The 16,867-nt window shown below is 69.1% G+C and carries 15 protein-coding genes; 7 read left to right on the plus strand and 8 right to left on the minus strand.

The genetic code is table 11. The features are described from left to right. Window positions 1-24 precede the first annotated feature (24 nt). Window positions 25-1,464, minus strand: a complete 1,440-nt coding sequence (locus ACFSVL_RS26315) for a class I adenylate-forming enzyme family protein (RefSeq protein ID WP_378308224.1) — start codon at window positions 1,462-1,464, stop codon at window positions 25-27. Window positions 1,465-1,651: 187 nt separating this feature from the next. Here ACFSVL_RS26315 and ACFSVL_RS26320 point away from each other — a divergent pair, with 187 nt between their 5' ends. From ACFSVL_RS26320 to ACFSVL_RS26345, 6 genes are all read left to right on the plus strand, one after another. Next, entirely contained in the window at window positions 1,652-2,893 is a 1,242-nt protein-coding gene (locus ACFSVL_RS26320) for a PucR family transcriptional regulator (RefSeq protein WP_378308225.1), read from the plus strand. Window positions 2,894-3,093: 200 nt separating this feature from the next. Next, window positions 3,094-3,378 carry a hypothetical protein gene (locus ACFSVL_RS26325; RefSeq protein ID WP_378308226.1) on the plus strand — a complete coding sequence of 95 codons (285 nt, stop codon included), beginning with the start codon at window positions 3,094-3,096 and terminating at the stop codon, window positions 3,376-3,378. Between the two features lie 41 nt (window positions 3,379-3,419). Continuing rightward, on the plus strand, window positions 3,420-6,248 hold the full coding sequence (locus ACFSVL_RS26330) for an AfsR/SARP family transcriptional regulator (RefSeq protein WP_378308227.1): 2,829 nt from the start codon (window positions 3,420-3,422) through the stop codon (window positions 6,246-6,248). A 173-nt stretch (window positions 6,249-6,421) separates the two neighbouring features. After that, window positions 6,422-7,390 carry a cutinase family protein gene (locus ACFSVL_RS26335; RefSeq protein WP_378308228.1) on the plus strand — a complete coding sequence of 323 codons (969 nt, stop codon included), beginning with the start codon at window positions 6,422-6,424 and terminating at the stop codon, window positions 7,388-7,390. Window positions 7,391-7,490: 100 nt separating this feature from the next. Beyond that, window positions 7,491-8,240, plus strand: a complete 750-nt coding sequence (locus tag ACFSVL_RS26340; RefSeq protein ID WP_378308229.1) for an SDR family NAD(P)-dependent oxidoreductase — start codon at window positions 7,491-7,493, stop codon at window positions 8,238-8,240. A gap of 45 nt (window positions 8,241-8,285) precedes the next feature. After that, complete coding sequence (locus ACFSVL_RS26345; RefSeq protein WP_378308230.1) at window positions 8,286-9,143, plus strand: LysR family transcriptional regulator; 858 nt, start codon at window positions 8,286-8,288, stop codon at window positions 9,141-9,143. Here the strand turns inward: ACFSVL_RS26345 and ACFSVL_RS26350 are convergent. The 5 genes from ACFSVL_RS26350 to wzm form a co-directional block, all read right to left on the minus strand. After that, window positions 9,097-9,354 carry a hypothetical protein gene (locus ACFSVL_RS26350; RefSeq protein WP_378308231.1) on the minus strand — a complete coding sequence of 86 codons (258 nt, stop codon included), beginning with the start codon at window positions 9,352-9,354 and terminating at the stop codon, window positions 9,097-9,099. The two genes, ACFSVL_RS26345 and ACFSVL_RS26350, sit on opposite strands and share 47 nt — an antisense overlap. Window positions 9,355-10,048: 694 nt before the next feature. Continuing rightward, window positions 10,049-10,558: an isochorismatase family protein gene (locus tag ACFSVL_RS26355; RefSeq protein WP_378308232.1), complete on the minus strand. Its 510-nt coding sequence runs from the start codon at window positions 10,556-10,558 to the stop codon at window positions 10,049-10,051. Window positions 10,559-10,612: 54 nt separating this feature from the next. Next, entirely contained in the window at window positions 10,613-10,906 is a 294-nt protein-coding gene (locus ACFSVL_RS26360) for a hypothetical protein (protein ID WP_378308233.1), read from the minus strand. A gap of 423 nt (window positions 10,907-11,329) precedes the next feature. Next, window positions 11,330-12,409, minus strand: coding sequence for a glycoside hydrolase family 3 N-terminal domain-containing protein (locus ACFSVL_RS26365; RefSeq protein WP_378308234.1), 1,080 nt, complete (start codon window positions 12,407-12,409; stop codon window positions 11,330-11,332). Between the two features lie 89 nt (window positions 12,410-12,498). Continuing rightward, window positions 12,499-13,407, minus strand: a complete 909-nt coding sequence (gene wzm, locus ACFSVL_RS26370) for a galactan export ABC transporter permease subunit Wzm/RfbD (protein WP_378308235.1) — start codon at window positions 13,405-13,407, stop codon at window positions 12,499-12,501. Between the two features lie 58 nt (window positions 13,408-13,465). On the opposite strand from wzm, the gene ACFSVL_RS26375 reads away from it, so the two are divergent. Next, the gene (locus ACFSVL_RS26375) at window positions 13,466-14,794 is read left to right on the plus strand and encodes a class I adenylate-forming enzyme family protein (RefSeq protein ID WP_378308236.1); all 1,329 of its coding nucleotides are present in this window, start codon (window positions 13,466-13,468) and stop codon (window positions 14,792-14,794) included. Here ACFSVL_RS26375 and ACFSVL_RS26380 read toward each other — a convergent pair. Beyond that, window positions 14,784-16,382 carry a chloride channel protein gene (locus tag ACFSVL_RS26380; RefSeq protein ID WP_378308237.1) on the minus strand — a complete coding sequence of 533 codons (1,599 nt, stop codon included), beginning with the start codon at window positions 16,380-16,382 and terminating at the stop codon, window positions 14,784-14,786. The genes ACFSVL_RS26375 and ACFSVL_RS26380 overlap by 11 nt on opposite strands. Then, window positions 16,379-16,843 carry a MarR family winged helix-turn-helix transcriptional regulator gene (locus tag ACFSVL_RS26385; RefSeq protein WP_378308238.1) on the minus strand — a complete coding sequence of 155 codons (465 nt, stop codon included), beginning with the start codon at window positions 16,841-16,843 and terminating at the stop codon, window positions 16,379-16,381. Before ACFSVL_RS26385 ends, ACFSVL_RS26380 begins: the two co-directional genes overlap by 4 nt. Window positions 16,844-16,867 lie beyond the last annotated feature (24 nt).

Here is a 16,867-nt window from a genome sequence, read left to right on the forward strand (position 1 = left end):
GATTTTTCTTTCAGCAGCGAGGAATCAGCCGGCCGCGGCGAGTTCGCGGCGCAGCGCGGGTTTGTCGATCTTGCCGACCGGGTTCCGCGGCAGCGCGGGCACGATGTCGATCCGCACCGGCACCTTCACCCGCGTCAGCCGGGCCCGGCAGTGGTCAAGCAGTTCGTCCTCGCCCACCACCGCCGAGGGATACAACGTCACGGTCGCGACCGGCAGTTCGCCGAGCACCGGATGGGGCGCCCCGACCACCGCGGCCTCCAGCACCGCCGGATGTGCGTGCAGCGCGTTCTCGATCTCCTTGGGGTAGAGGTTCTCCCCGCCCCGGATGATCATGTCCTTGATGCGGTCGACCAGGACGAGGTAGCCGTCCTCGTCGAACCGCCCGACGTCACCGGTGTGCAGCCAGCCGCCGACGATCGTCGCGGCGGTGTCCTCGGGCCGGTTCAGGTAGCCGCGCATCACGTTCGGCCCGCGCACCACCACCTCGCCGGGACCGTCGGTCAGCCGGCCTTGTGGATCCATCAGCGCGACCTCCTGGCCGGGCAGCGGACGCCCGACGGTACCCGGTTTACGCGGCCCGGCCAGCGGATTCAGCGTCGAAGCGCAGCTTCCTTCGGACAGCCCGTACCCCTCGACCACCACCACCCCGAACCGTTTCTCGACCCGCTCGATCAGCTCGGCGGGCATCGGCGCGGCCCCGCATACCACCAGCCGCAGCGACGAAGTGTCCGGCCGCACCGTCTCCGGAAGCCCGGCCAGCCGCGCGTAAATCGCTGGCACCGCGGAGAAATACGTCGGACGGACACGTTCGACCACTCCGAAGAAATCGTCGGCGCGGAATCTCGCGGTGATCGTCGAACGGCCACCGGCGAGCAGCGGCGCGAGCACGCCCACCACGATCCCGTTGACATGAAACAGCGGCAGAATCAGCAAACTGTGATCCGCGGGACCGAGTTCGAGCGCATCGGCGATCATTTCCGTCATCGCCCGCACATTCGCGTGATCGAGCACCACGCCTTTCGGCCGCCCCGTGGTGCCGCTGGTGTAGATGAGCAACGCGACCGCGTGGTCGTCGTCGGCTACCGGTCCCTCGTCCGGCGCGGCTGTCGCCAGTTCCGCCAGCCGCAGCGTCACCAGATCCGAATCACCCTGTCCCACCACGACTTTCGCGCCCGCGTCGGCGATCTGGAACGAGGCTTCGCCGTCGGTCAGCTCCGGATTCACCGGCGTGACCGCGGCACCCAGCCGCCAGGCCGCGAACAACACCACCGCGAACTCGACCCGGTTCGGCAGCAGCACCGCGACGACGTCGCCCGAGCCGACTCCCCTGGCCCGTAACGCGGCTGCCGCGCCGCGCACCCGAACCGCGAAACCAGCGTTGCCGAGTTCGCCGTGTTCGTCGCTGAGACAAGGCAGGTTCGGGTTCCGCCGGGCCCGTTCTTCAGGCAGCGCCGCGAGGTGCATCGTCGAAGTCCTTTCCCAGGGCCGCTTAGTGGGAAATGACGGTAAGGACGGGCCGTGACCTGGGCCATAGGCCGTAGCACCGAAGGTGGCGCGGGTCGTTGTGCCGGGGTCACAACCGCCTGCACCGAGGGGGTGAACGGCGCCGCTCGCCTGTCGCCGGGACGCTCCGGTGGCTACCCTGACCGCCATGTCCGACGCCGTCGACGCCGTCGTGGCCGAGATCGCGCACGCCATCGACGCCGATCTCGCCGCGCGCACCACCGAACTCACCGACTGGTTCATCGAGGTGATCCCGGAGTTCCGGCACGACGAGACGGTCCGCAAGCTCATGATCGCCAGCACGTCGGCGAATCTGGTCGCGATCCTCGACATGCTGTCGCATTCCATCCCGCTCGACCGGATCACCGTCCCGCCCGCGGCGGCCGAGTACGCGCGCCGGTTCGCCCAGCACGAGCTGTCCTTGGAGGCGCTGCTGCGCGCGTACCGGCTCGGCGAGCACCGGTTCGAGCAGTGGGCGATCGAGGCGCTGGGGCGGCAGCCGGACATCAGCGCCCAGGTCGCGCTCGGCGTGCTCGCTGAGCTGTCGCGGCGCACCAACCGCTACATCGACCAGGTCATCGAGGGGCTCATCGACATCTTCGAGACCGAACGCCGACGCTGGAGCAGCCGCACCGGCGCGGCCCGGGCGGCGCAGATCCGGCTGGTGCTCGAATCGGACACGCTCACCGAGGACTCCGCGCAGCAACTGCTCAGCTTCCCGATGCGGCAGTGGCACCGCGCGGCGGTCGCCTGGCTGCCCGCCGAGGGCGCGGGCGAACTGCAGGCCGCGGCCCGGCTGCTGCAGGAGGTGTGCGGACGCGGCCCGGCGCTCACCATGCTCGCCGACGACCGAACGCTGTGGAGCTGGACAGTCAGCACGGAACGTGCCGACGTCGAGGTCGACCGGCTCCGCACGGGAGTGGCAGACATCGGCGGCGGCCTGCGGCTGGCGTTAGGCGCGCCGGGCTACGGGCTGGCCGGGTTCCGCGGGTCGCTGCGCGAGGCGGTGCGGGCGCGAGCCGTCGCGGAGACCGACGAGGACCAGAGCCAGAGCGTCGTGCTGTTCGACGATGTCGCGATCGCCGCGCTGCTGACCGAACAGTCCGACGACGTGTACCGCTGGATCGCGCGCGTACTCGGAGACCTCGTCGCCGACGATCCCGGCACCGAGCAACTGCGCGAGACGCTCCGGGTCTTCCTCGACACCGACGGCAGCTACACGCACGCCGCAGCCCGGCTGCACCTGCACAAGAACACCGTCCACTATCGCGTCCGCAAGGCCGAGGAACTGTGCGGGCGGCCGCTTTCGGAGCACCGGCTGGAAGTGGAGGTCGCCCTGCGTGCGGCCACTTTGCTGCGCAAGCGGCTGCCATGGAACGAACCCGGCTGACCCGTCCGTCCATTGTGGATTGGTTTGCCTTCTCGCGCCGCCGTGTTAGCCTGACGCCGTGCTGCGCCTACTGACGTCCGAGCGACTCGTAACCCAGCGCGCCGGCTGAACCAGGCTGCCGGCGCGCAATGCCGGCGTACGCCATCTTCTTCGGGACCTGGCCCCATTTCCCGCCAGACCCTCTTTCCCGGAGAAATGCCATGTCGCTGAGCACCTTTTCGTCCGCCCCGTACACCTCCGCCCCGGCCATGCTGGTCCGCCGCCGCGTCGCGACCTATTTCGTCGGCGGCATCGACCAGATTTCCGGTCTCGTCGCCACGCTGACCGAGCACGGCAAGCTGATCCACGAGCTGTCCGTCGACGTCCGCGAGGGCGTCCGGGAAAGCAGCATGGTCAGCACCGTCCTGATCCGCCCGGACGCGCTCGACCCGCTGCTGGACGCCCTGCGCGACCTGCCGTCGGTCGTCTCCGCGGAGCTGGCCTGACCCCTTGCGGCGGTGACTTAGAATGATCATCCGTACCAGCAGTGTCACCCTCGCGGGTGATCCGGCACGCGGGGGCAGTCATCGGCGGCGACGAGTCGGGTCCGGCGTTGCGGTTCGCCGTGCTCGGACCGGTCCGCGCCTGGTACGGCGACCAGCCGGTCGCGCTCGGCCCGGTCCGCCAGCAGGCCGTGCTGGCCGTCCTCCTGCTCGACCGCGATCGCGCCCGCACCGCGGACGACCTGCTGCGCACGATCTGGGGCGGCGCCCCGCCGTCCAGCAAGACCAACCTGGTCTCGGTCTACCTCTACCGGCTCCGCGCCGCCTTCCGCGCGGCCGGCGTGCCGGGCGAGGTGATCAGCAGCGGATCCGCCGGATACCGCTTCGTCGCTGACGCCTACCTCGACGCCGCCCACCTGGACGAACTGCTCGAAACAGCGTCAGCCCGCCCAGACGACGCGGAAGCCGCCCTCACCAAGGCCACCGCGCTGCTCGGCGGCGAACCGCTGGCCGGGCTGCCCGGCGACCACGCGGCAGCGGAACGCGAACGGCTCGCGAACCGCGGCCTCACCGCCTGGCGGCAGCTGGCCGAACTGTGGATCCACGAGAACCGGCTCACGCCTGCCATCGACGCGCTGACCAAACTCGTCGCCGCCCATCCGCACGACGAGCCACTGGTCGCGCTCCTCATGCGCGCCCGCTACCGCGGCGGCTGGGCGTCCGACGCCCTGCGCGACTACCGCGACCTGCGCCGTCGCCTGATCACCGACCTGGGCGTCGAGCCAAGCCACCCGATCCGCGCGCTGCACGAAGCGATCCTCCGCGACGATGCTTCAGCCGTCGAAACCCCGCGCAGAAACGAGCTGCCACCCGACATCGCGAACCTCGCCGGACGGGACGCGGTTGTCGACGCCATCGCCGCTTCGCTGGCACCACACCCCGGCGACGCACCCCGGCTCGCCGCGGTCGACGGGATCGCCGGAGTCGGCAAATCCGCGGTGGTCATCCACCTCGCACACCGGCTGCACCCCGCGTATCCGGACGGCGCGCTCTTCCTCGACCTCCACGGCTACACCGCCGGACGCACCCCGCTGAGCCCGTCCGACGCACTCGGCCGGCTCCTGCGCACCGTCGGCGTGACAGACCGCGAAGTGCCCGATGACCTGGACGAACGCGCCGCGGTCTGGCGAGCCCGGACCGCCGACGCGCGGCTCCTGCTCGTCCTCGACAACGCCGCGTCCGCCGAGCAAGTCCGGCTGCTCCTGCCCGGCGGCAGCGGCAACGCGGTCCTGGTCAGCAGCCGCGGCCGCCTCGCGGGCCTTGACCCCGACACACAGCTCACCCTCGACGCCCTGCCGGAGACCGTGGCCGTCGAACTGCTGACCGCGTTGATCAACGACACCCGCGCCGCCGCCGAACCCGCCGAGGTCTCCGCCGTCGCCCGGCTGTGCGGCGGCCTCCCGCTAGCGCTGCGGATCGTCGCCGCTCGGATGCGCAGTCGTCCACAATGGACCTTCGCGCATCTCGCTGCCCGCTTGTCCGAGCGTCGCCTGCACGAACTAGCCGACGGTCCACGCAGCATCGAGGCCGCGTTTTCCCTTTCCTTCCAACGCTTACCCTCGGCCGAACAACGCGTATTCCGCCTGCTGGGCGAAATCCCCGGCGTGGCACTGGACAAACACTGCGTGGCCGCGCTAGCCGCCATCTCCGCGACCGAAGCCGAAGAACTGCTGGAGAACATCGTCGACGCGAGCCTGCTCGACCTCGTCGCGCTCGACCGGTACCGCCTGCACGACCTGGCCACCGACTACGCCCGCAGGCTCGCCGCCGAAACCCCGGATCCGCAAGCGCTGGACCGGGTCCTGGCCTACTACGAATCCGCCGCCCGGGACGCGCACGCACAGCTGACCGGCGACGGCGACCTCCCCGGAGCGAACGCGTGGCTGACCGCCAACCGGATCGCGCTGGTGGAACTGGTCGAATACGCCGTCGCGAACCACCGGCTCGGCGCCGCCGCCCGGATCGCCGCGGCCGTCGCCGAACTGTTCACCATGCACGCCTGGTTCAGCGACGCCCGCCGCATCCACGAATGCGTCCTCGCCGCCGATCCGGCCGACGACGCTCCATTGTGGATGAACCTGGCGCACGTCCACGGCATGCGCGGCGCGTACCAGCAGGCGTGGGACTGTTTCATCCGTGCGGAGAAAGGCTTCTCTCGCAGCGGCGATGAAAAGGGCGTAACGCGCGCGCTGGCCGGTCTCGGTGCCGCCGCACGCGCGTTGGGCCGATACCGCGAGGCCGCCGGATACCTGGAACGTGCACTCGCGGAAGCCAACCGACTCGAATACTCGACGCCGATGTTCACCGTGCTGCCGAACCTCGCGATGGTCCACGAGCAGAACGGCCGCTACGACCTGGCGCTGGAGCACGCGCGCACCGCAGTGGAGCTGGCCGCCGAAATCGGCGACAGCCGCCGGCACTGCGCCATGCTGGGTCACCTCGGCGAACTCCTGCGCGATTCCGGCGACCTGGCGGAAGCCGCGCAGGTCCTCACCGACACCGTCGATCTGGCGCAGCGCACCGGAAACGTCCGGGTGCACGCACAGGCGCTCACCGAACTGGGCGCGGTCTCGTTGCGGCAGGGCGACCCGGACACCGCGATCCGCCACCAGCTGGCCGCGCTGGACATGGTCGACGCGGACGCGCTCGAAACGATGATCATGCTCCGCACCCACCTGGGTGAGGCGTACCTCGCCGCCCGCCGCGACACCGATGCCGCTGCCCAGTTCACCACCGTGCTGACGCTGACCAGCCAAGCCCCGAACCCGGTAGCCCGCACCCGCGCACTGGCCGGTCTGTCCCGCTGCTCGTGAGTGTCTATCCCGGTTCTAACCGTGATGAGCACTCACGAGATGGAATCTGGATGAAATCGACGACTGCCAGTGATTTACCCCCATCACCCCCTCTTGACCAGGTGATCACCGCGCCCGGAAACTGCTGGCACGCCCCGGGCAGCCGCGCCCGGGACCACTGGAGGGACCAGCTCTTGCGACTTCTGAAGAAAGCCTGCCTGCTCCTCGCCGGGGCGGTGACCGCGGCGGGCGTGACCGTTCTCGGGGCGAGCACCCCGGCGTCGGCCGCCGACTGCAGCCACGTGTACATCCTCACCGACGGGCACCTCAACGGCACCACCGGCGGCACCTGGGACGCGAACCGCACCGTCGCGCCGCCCGGGGCGCATCTGGAGAAGTTCCTTTACGACGACGGCATCATCCCGGTCGTCGAACCGCACGACCTCGACACCACGCAGAAGTACGCGGGCCCCGCGCTGGAGAAGAAGGTCACCGACTTCCACCAGTCCTGCCCCGGCACGCCGATCACGCTCGTCGGCTACTCGTTCGGCGCGCTGATCTCCGGCAACGTCGTCGCGAGCCTCGCGAGCAAGAACGCCGTACCGCACAACCTGCTCAACGCCGTGCTGATCGCGGACCCGCGGCACGCCGTGCACACGAGCGGCGTCGAAGGCCCGGCCGGCGGCATCATGTCGGTCGCCCCGGACGGTCCCGGCATGCACACCACCGGCCCGCGAAACTTCGGCGACATCAGGGTCGCGAACATCTGCCGGCACGACGACATCATCTGCAACGCGGTCAACCCGGTCTCCAACGCGCAGGGCTTCATCGGCGAAATGCAGCGCTTCAACACCGCACACACCGCCTACGGCGACCCGGACCCCAACCGCAGCCCGTGGCACAACCCCGCCGCCTTCGAGAACTCCGGCGACCTCATGCTCGCCCCGTCGGCCCCGATCACCTGGGGCGGCCCCGCTTTCCCCGCTCCCATGCCGCGGGACGTGCTGAACTCCAACCCCGTCTACCAGGGCGTGATCGACGGGCTCAGCAAGTCCGGGGACACCCTGGACTGGGCGAACGTGCTCAACTCCTTCGGCCTTCCCGGCGACCAGGTGATCCACGAGATGATCGCCGCGCTCGAAGCCGCGGGCAAATACTGGTGACCTGCTCCGCGCGCGGCACCCGCTTCCGCCGGGTGCCGCGCGCGGCACCGCTCGCCCGATCGCGCAGACTGGGTGCCCCACCAGCGAAAGGGCACCCGACATGCGATTGGCCGACAAGGTCACCCTGATCACCGGCGCTTCGAGCGGAATGGGCCGCGCGGCCGCCCACACCTTCGCCCGCGAAGGCGCGACTGTCGTCGTGACCGACGTCGAAGACGCCGACGGCACCGCCGTAGCCGAAGAAATCCGCGCCACCGGCGGCCAAGCCGAATACCGCCGCCTTGACGTCACCGACGAGGCCTCCTGGACTGCCGCGATCGCCGACGTCCTGGAGCGGTACGGAAAACTCGACGTGCTGGTCAACAACGCCGGCATCAGCGGCACCTTCGACCCGGACCTCACCAGCACCGAGTTTTACGACCGGTTGATGCAGGTCAACGCCCGCGGAGTGTTCCTGGGCATCAAACACGGCGCTGCGGCAATGTCCGGCCGAGGCGGCTCGATCGTGAACCTGACGTCGATCTCGGCCTCGATCGGCCAGCCCGGTGTCCACTTAGGATACGGCGCTTCCAAGGCCGCCATTAAGTCGATGACCACCACCGCGTCGGTGCACTACGCGAGGGACGGCATCCGGGTCAACGCGGTCGCCCCCGGCGTGCTGCCGCCGATGCGCACCTCCCGCGGCTCCACCGACCCGGTGTGGCGAGCGAAGCAGATCGAAGGCATCCCGATGGGCCGCGCCGGCGAGGTCCAGGAGGTCGCCGATGTGATCCTGTTCCTGGCTTCCGCGGAATCTTCCTACGTGACCGGAGTAGAAATCCTGGCAGACGGCGGTTTCACGGCGCAGTAGGCCTCGCTCGCGCGGTACGTTCGTGGCGAGACGGAGGCGAGCCCGATGGAACTGAGGCAGGTCGAACACTTCCTCGCCGTAGTGCGGCACCGCAATTTCACCCGCGCCGCCCAGGACGTGCACGTCGTGCAGTCCGCGCTCAGCGCTTCCATCCGGAAACTGGAAGCCGACCTGGGCGCGGAACTGTTCGACCGCACGACCCGCCGAGTCACCCTCACCCCCGCCGGCGAGGCCCTGCTCCCGCTGGCACACCGGATAGCCACGGAAGTAGACGCCGCCCGAGGAGAAGTAGCCGCGGTAACCGGCCTGGCCCGCGGCAGGGTGTCGATCGGCACCATCCAAACCCTGACCGTCATCGACCTGCCCGCGAAACTAGGCGAATTCCGTGCTAGTTACCCAGGAATCCGCCTACGCGTGCGAGAAGGCACGATCCCCGGCCTAACCGCAGCGGTGTCAGACGGAGAACTGGATCTGTCCTATGTGGGCGGTCCACTGCCGGAGGACCTGACCGAATTCGCGAGCTGGCAACAGAATCTGGTCCTGCTCACCCACCCCGGCCACCGCCTGTCCACCCGCCGCCGAGTGCGGCTGGCGGAATTGGACGGCGAACCCTTCGTAGACTTCACCGGCAGCGGCCTGCAAGCACTGGTAGACCGAGCCTTCACCGAGGCCGGTGCCCGCCGGGACCAGGTCTGCGAGGCAACCAACGTCCCCCTGCTAGTAGACCTGGTCGCCGCGGGCTTGGGCGTCACCGTGGTCCCGGAACAGGTCGCCGCACGTTCCGGACTGCCGTTCGCCCAGCTAACCCAGCCACCGCTGGCCCGCACGATCTACCTGACCGGCCGCTCGCCAAACCTCACCAACCCGGCCGCTCGGGCACTGCTGGCACACCTCCTCGCCTGACCCCGCGGACTGGCGCGAGGATCAAGGCGAACCCAACCAGCGCGAGCACCATCGCGACGGTGGTCAGCCCGGTAAGCCCGGCTACGAACGCCAGCGCGAACGCCCGCCAGCCGAATCTCCGCAGCAGCCGGACCAGATCCCGGGTGGGCTGATCGACCTGGTCCGCGGTGGGCCCGGTGGGCGCACCGAGTCCGGTGGGTCCGGTGGGCACACCGGGTCCGGTGGGCACCGTGGGCCCGACGGGTCCAGTGGCCTCGGCGGGTCCGGCAGTCGCGGCGGGTCCAGTGGCCTCGGCAGGTCCGATGGGTCCGGTAGCTCCGGCGTTGGGTGCAGCAGTGCTGAAGGCACCACCATCCTCCACGATCCCACCGACAACACCATCGCCTGGCGCGGACCCGCGCGCGCTCGCCCCCGTCTCAGGGCGACGCCCATCAGACCAGCCCGAAGCGGCTCCACCAAGCCCGAGTTCCGCAGCCCAGGCGGCAAAGTCAGCCGAGCCAGCCCGGCCAGAGGATTCCCCCGCACCTAAGGTCACACCATCATCAGCCCCAGGCGTCGACCGCACCGAGTCGCCAGTCCCGAGCGTCGACCGCACCGGACCCTCAGCCCCGAGCGTCGGCGGAGTCAAGCCATCAGCCCCAGCCGTCGTCCCAGCATCGGCGGACCGGTCCGCCGACCCCGCACGGTCGAGGAAACCGTCGAGGCCAGGTTCGGAGCACCGGCCGTCATCCCTCCGACCGGAACCCTCGCCGGAATCGCCAGGCGCAGACGTCATGGGCTGAGTATTGGCCCGCACCAACCGTCCAGTCCAACGTCTGTTTTCGCTGCGATTCAGCGATGAAATCGATCGCCGGAACGAAGGCCCGCCGGCCAAGCAGCAGCCGTCGACTCGACGGCATCGAGAATCAGCCGAAGACCACCTCCCCGCTCCCGGCCAGCTTCACACCCGCCGCCGACAGTTCCGCGTCCACCCGGGCGCTCTCCTCCGCGGCGGAGAGTTCGTCGTCGTAAGTGGCGTGGGCGTCTTGCACCAGCGTGACCTCATGCCCCCGCGCAAGGGCGGCCAAGGCGGTAGCCCGGACGCAGAAGTCGCTCTGCATCCCGGCCACCACCAACGGCACCGAATCCGGCAGCAAGGAACCCAGCTGGGTATCGGCGAACGCATCGGGTGTCTGTTTGTCGACTACGTGCTCGCCCGGGCGGACCTCGTGCACCAGTTCCCAGCCGGAGGTACCGGGTACGTCGGGATCGTCGCCGGTGCCGTTGTTCCGGATGTGCACTACCTGGGCGCCCGCAGCCCGCGCCCGTTCGAGGACGCGCGAGATCACGGCGGCGACCCGGTCGGCATCGGGCACGGGGTTGGGCGGGAGAAGCATGTTGTTCTGGACATCGATGAGAAGCAGCGCGGGAACCATGCCAAAAGCATCTCAGCCACCACCGACAAAAAACGCGGCTCGGCCAACCCAGGGTTATGAGTCGCGGCGTTCCCGCCCGGCATCCTGGCTGCCGGACGGTCGTGGATGCGGCATCGGACGTTGCCGGGCAACCGGGTAGCGAGCCAGCGGATGCGCCTCGTCGAGCCGATGGCGGGCGCGGCGGGGCACGTCGTCCGACGGGGAGACCCACCGGCGCGCCGCATCATCCGGCGGGGCGGCGGGAGGCGGCGGCACAGCAGGGCGACGCCGGGCGGCACGGCGCAGGAACACCACGGCCAGCACCACGAACACCGCGGCGACGGCCACCAAGAGCCACCAAGCTTGCATTCGTCCTCCCGTCGTGGGTGGGTCGCACGCAAGGGTGCCCGTTCGACCCGGCGGCAGCGCGATGTCCACACCGCCGGGTGTCACCGGAACGGGGGTAGTTTGCTGGATAATCACGGTTGGAGCGGGCGCCGCGCAGGTCCGGCGGAACGACGCGAGCCGGGAAAGACAGCGGGCCCAGAAGCAGCGCGACGAGTCATCGCGCAGCGAGGCGCACCAGTGCCAGCCTCACCGCGCAACGAGACGCACCGGCAGCAAACTCGCCCGCACGGCAAACCTCACCAGCACCGACCTCACCGTCCGGCTAAGCGCACCACCAACAACCTCATCGCGCGACAAAGCCCACCAGCGACAACCTCACCCCACAACCAAACCCGTCAAACCCAGCATCTCAGCAAACCGCCCCCAACCCCACCGCCGAAAGCCTCACTTCACCCCATCCCGCAGCGCCGAAACCCGGTCCACCGCCGCCGCGAACTCCCCACTCGGCAGCGACCCATTCGACAACCCCGCCGCAAGAGCCGACGCCGCATCGTCTCCCTGAGCCACGTCCCGAGCCGAGGCCAAGATCAGATCCATCCCCGCCTCAGCCGCCAGCACCGCGCGGTTCCCCGCCCCGCCATAGGGCTTCAGCGCGCCAGCCTCCAAAGCATCCGTCACCGTCACCCCGGAGAACTTCGTGCCGTTCCGGAGTTCCTGCACCACCGCAGGTGAAAGCCCAGCAGGCCGGGTGGCGTCTAGCGCGGGATACACCGCCCACGAGAGCATCACCAGCTTCACCCCAGCGTCCACGACCGGCTGATACGGAGACTCGTCCGTCGCACGCAGTTCGGGCAGCGGGATGTCCAGGGTGACCGGGCCGATATCCGTGTTGCTTCCGGCCGGGACGGCGCCAAGGCCAGGGAAGTGCTTGGCCGTCGCCGCGACGCCCGTCGCCTGCTGGGCCGTGACGAAATCCCGGCCGAGTGCGCCGGCGACCTGCGGATCGCGGCTGTAGGAACGGCCGTACTTGTCGATGAAATTCCCCGGTTGGCGGTAGACATCCAGCACCGGCGCGAGGTTCACGTTCATCCCGACCCCGGCGAGGTTCTGCCCGGCGCCAGTGCCAGTGGCTTTGGCCGCCGCGGAAGGGTCCGCGGATTCCGCCACCTGTTTCGCCGACAGAACGGGCTCGCCGGGCAACCGGCGGACTTTGCCGCCTTCCTGATCCGTCATCAGCAGCAGCGGGCGATGCACCGGGCTTTGCGCGTTCGCTTCCCGCAATTGCCGTACGACGTCGGCGATCTGCTGCGAGCTGGAAACGTTCTCCCCGAAGAAGATCACGCCCGCCGCTTCCCCGGCGCGGATCCGTTGCAGCAACGAGGCGGGCGGGGTCAGGCCGGGATAGGAGTAGATCACCCGCTGTCCGGCGAGCTGTCGTGGCGTGAGTCCCGCCGGGGTCGCGGCGACCGTGCTCATCGCGAGCACCGCGACTCCGAGCGCCTGCAATGCCTTCCGACGCTTCATGTGACCTCCGTTCGCGCGCGAGTCTTTACGACAACGCTAGCCCCCTGGGGCCATCCGCGCTCGCCCGGCAGAACCGTCCTAAATGGACATCAGACCCAGTACGCCACCCGCGCCCGGTAATTGCGCAAGACCAGCAGCGCCAGCGCCCAGCCGACCACGGTCACCACGCCGACCACGAGCCAATGCGTCCAGCTCTGCTGTTGCCCGACCAGCGGCGCGCGCACGATCTCCACGAAGTGGTACACCGGGTTGAGCTGCAGCAGATTCACCGCGAGGGAGCCGAATCCTTCGTGCGAGTCCTGGTTCATCACCCGCACCTGGTCCATCGACCACATGATCGGCGTCGCGTAGAAGAGCATCGTGATGAAGCTCTGGATCACCGGCGGGATGTCGCGGAACCGCGTGGACACCACCCCGAACAGCAGCACCACCCACGCCCCGTTCAGCAGGACCAGCATCAGCGCGGGCACGGCGAGCAGCATTCCCCAGCCAAGCCCGGGGTGCAGCAACGCGCCCGCCTTGTCCACCAAACGGTACGGCTCCGAGAGCTTGCCGAAGAAGACCGCCAGCACCACCACGTACACGACGAGGTTGTGCGCCAGGTACAACGCCTGCCGCCACACCGTGCGCAGCGCATACACCGACACCGGAGCCGGCAGCTGTTTGATCATCCCTTCGTTCGCGATGAACGTCTCGGAACCCTCAACGATGCAGCCGTTCATGAAGTTCCACAGAATGAGCCCGGTGGTGATGCTCGGCAGCAAAGTCGAGATGGAACTGCCGAACAGGGCGGAGTTCACCACGCCGAGCGCGAGCGCGGTGACCGCCATTCCGACGGTGATCCACAACGGGCCCAGCGACGAACGACGGTAGCGCTGTTTGATGTCCTGCCACGCGAGCAACGCCCACAGTTCCCGGGCACGCAGCCCCGCCTGCAGGTCGGCGAGAGCGCGACGCCAACTTCTCGATGCCGCGTCGATCGCGGGCGGAGCGGTCATGACCACGAACCTAGCCGCGATCGCAGTTCTCGGCCAACACACGACTACGGTGTGCCGGGTGAGCTTTTTCCTGTCCCGCGTCCTTTCGGCGCTCCGCGACGGCGGCGACACCGTGCTGTTCCACCACGACGACACCACGATGACGTACCGAGCGGCAGCAGAGCTGCTGTCGCGACTGTACGGCGGGCTTGCCGAGACACGCGGCATGATCGCGATCGACGCCGCGAACCGGCCGGAAGTGGTGCTCACCCAGCTTGCCGCGCAGCTGCGGGGACTGGAAGTCGTGCTGATCGCCGCGTCCGCGAGCCGTCCGGCGCGAGCGGCGACCTTGGCAGCTACCGGCGCGACCTTGCTCACCGACGCCGATCTCGACACGCTCGCCGCCGCCCGTCCGTCCACTCCAGACTCGTTACCGGACACAGTCACCGCGATCTTCCCCAGCGGCGGCACCACCGGCGATCCGAAACTGATCCGGCACAGCGGCATCTACAACGGCGTGGCGCACATTTTCCAGCCAGACGGCACCAAAACCGCCCTCGTCACCGCACCGCTCACGCACATGACCGGAAACGCCGCCGTCCTTGGCGCACTCTGCTGCGGCAATACCGTGGTGCTGCACCGGGAATTTAACGCCGAAAAGCTCATCGCCGACCTGGAACGGTATCGCATCACAACGCTTTCCCTTACCCCACCCAGGCTCGCCGCGGTGCTCGACCATCCGACACTGTCCACTACGGACGTATCCAGCGTGCAACAGCTCTCCCTCGGTGCCGCGCCGCTGCCGCCTCGCCGGTTGGCGGAGGCGCTCAAGGTGTTCGGCCCGGTCGTCGGTCAGGGCTACGGACTCACCGAAGCACCGATGATCGCCAGCATCTCCGCGGACGAAGTCCTTGCCCGGCCAGAACTTCTTGGGTCCGTCGGCCGCATCGTGCCAGGAATGGAGGCCCGGATCGAGAACGGCGAGGTGCTCGTCCGCGGACTGTCCATGATGGACGGCTACCACGGGCAACCGCCGATCGGCGACGGCTGGCTGCACACCGGCGACCTCGGCTGCTTCGACGAAGACGGCTACCTCTATCTAGAGGACAGGATCGACGACGTGATCGTCACCGGAGAACACGGCACGAAGGTCTCCTCGACCACTGTGGAGCACGCACTTCTCCGCCATCCCAAGGTAAAAGCCGCCGCCGTGGTCCCCGCCGCCGGACCGGACGGAACCCTCCTGCACGCAGTGATCGTTGCCCAAGAAGTCACTGTGGAAGAGCTGCGCCGCCAGGTCCGGGAAGAACTCGGCGGCAAGCACTTCGTACCGTCCACTGTGGAGTTCCGCGCAGCACTGCCGCTCACCCCAGTGGGCAAAGTGGACAAACAGCAACTCAGGCGCTGACTGACCGGCCCAGCAACCGTTCCCGGTGGTGCTCCTCGTGCAGATCCCGCCGTCGAGCGTGCAGGAGTTGCGCCAGCGTCACCTTGCCGAGAACCTGCGAAGGATCGTGCCGGTCGACCACCAACGCCTGCGTGGTGTGCCCGAGCGCCAATTCGTTCGCGACATCGCGCAAAGTGTCGTCCGCGTACACAACGACCGCACCGGACATCTGCAGATCTGGTTGGTGCGTCATCACTTCATGCACGAAGAACGTCTCAAGTGGATCAGTGGTGTACTCGCGAGTGAGATGCAACCGTCGCCGCGCGATCTTCTCCGTCAACACAGAACGCTTGAGCAGCAACACCGAAAGCGCGTACGCCGAGAATGACGCGACGACAAGCGGCAGCAGATAACTCCACGCGTGCGTCAGCTCCAAAGTGAACACAATGCCGGTAAACGGCGACCGCATCACCCCGCCGACCACGGCGGCCAGCCCGCACGTCGCCCAGAACCCAGGCGCGACGTGCGGCAGCAGCCCGCCTTCCGCGGCGCCCAGCGCGGCACCGATCATGAACACCGGCGCCAGCACGCCGCCAGAAGTCCCGGATCCCAGCGACAGCGCCCAAATCAGCGTCTTCACCACCAGGATTCCGACGATCAGCGACGCGGTCGCGTGCCCGGTGAGCAGCGCGTCGATCACGTCGTAGCCGACGCCGAGCGCGTGCGGTTCGATCAGTCCGCCGACACCGATCACCAGGCCACCGATCGCGGGCCACCACATCCAATGCACCGGCAGCCGCCCGAACAGGTCCTCGGCGAAGTAGACGAGCGCGGTCGCGCCGATGGCCAGCAACCCGCCGGTGAGGCCGGGAATGAGCGCGAGACCGTCCGCAGCCGGGCCGGGGCTGGCACCCAGCAGCGGAACCCCGAAAACCGGTCCAGTGCCGAGCAGAAAGCCGCGGCACACCGTCGCCACCGACACCGCCGCAGCCACCGGCACGAGGCTGCGCGGCCGCCATTCGAACAGCAGCAGTTCGACCGCCAGCAAGACGGACGCGAGCGGCGCGTTGAAGGTCGCCGCCATCCCGCCCGCGGCCCCGGCGACGAGCAGCGTCTTACGTTCGTCGGCGGACAGTTTCAGCAGCTGCGCGAGGATCGAACCGACCGCGCCGCCGGTCATGATGATCGGCCCCTCGGCACCGAACGGGCCGCCGGTGCCGATGCTGACCGCCGCCGACACCGGCTTCAGCACCGCGACGCGCGGAGCCACCCGGCTGCCGCCGGTGAGGATCGCCTCGATCGCCTCCGGCATGCCGTGCCCGCGGATTTTCTCCGAGCCGTAGCGAGCCATCAGGCCGATCACGAGCCCGCCGACGACCGGCGCGAGCAGCACCAGCCACCACGGATGCTGCTGCGCGCCCGGCGCGACGAGATCCGTGGCGACGCGTTGGTAGAAGACCAGGTTGGTGATCAAGCCGATGAGCTTGAGCAGCGCGAACGCCGCCACCGCCGCCGCGCCGCCCACCGGCAGCGCGATCAAGGTGATCAACAGCATCCGCGGATTGACCGCGAAGTCGCCGAGGTGCGCGGCCCGCGCCGGGATCTTCACAGCCGACCAGGCCCGGCCGTGGGCACTCCCGGTGCCGCTTCCGCCGCCGCGACCAGGTCGCGGACCGCCATGGCGACCGCCTGGCTCCGCTCGGCCGGCAGCTCCGCCAGCAGCTCGGAGAGCGCGTGGTGCCGTCGCTCCACCACACCCGCGACGACCTCGCGCCCGGCAGCCGTGACCTCGATCGTCACCACCGTGCGGCGGTGCTCGTCCTCGCCGCGCACGACGTACCCGTGCGCCTCAAGCTTGTCCGCCAGCCGCGTGACGGAGGACGCGTTCACGCCCATCGCCTCAGCGAGCCGCGAACACGGCACGCGGCCGAGGCTGTCGAGCACCACGAGCAAGCGCACCTGCGGAAAGGTGACGCCGCGCGGGGCGGCGTGCGCGCTGTCCCAGGCCACGGCCACGAGCACGCGAGTCAGCCGCTCGAGACCGGCCACGTCGTCCGGCAAACCTTGCATAGTGCAAAAGTTGCTATAGACAAC

The sequence above is a fragment of the Amycolatopsis silviterrae genome, assembly GCF_042684085.1.
GTDB lineage: Bacteria > Actinomycetota > Actinomycetes > Mycobacteriales > Pseudonocardiaceae > Amycolatopsis > Amycolatopsis silviterrae.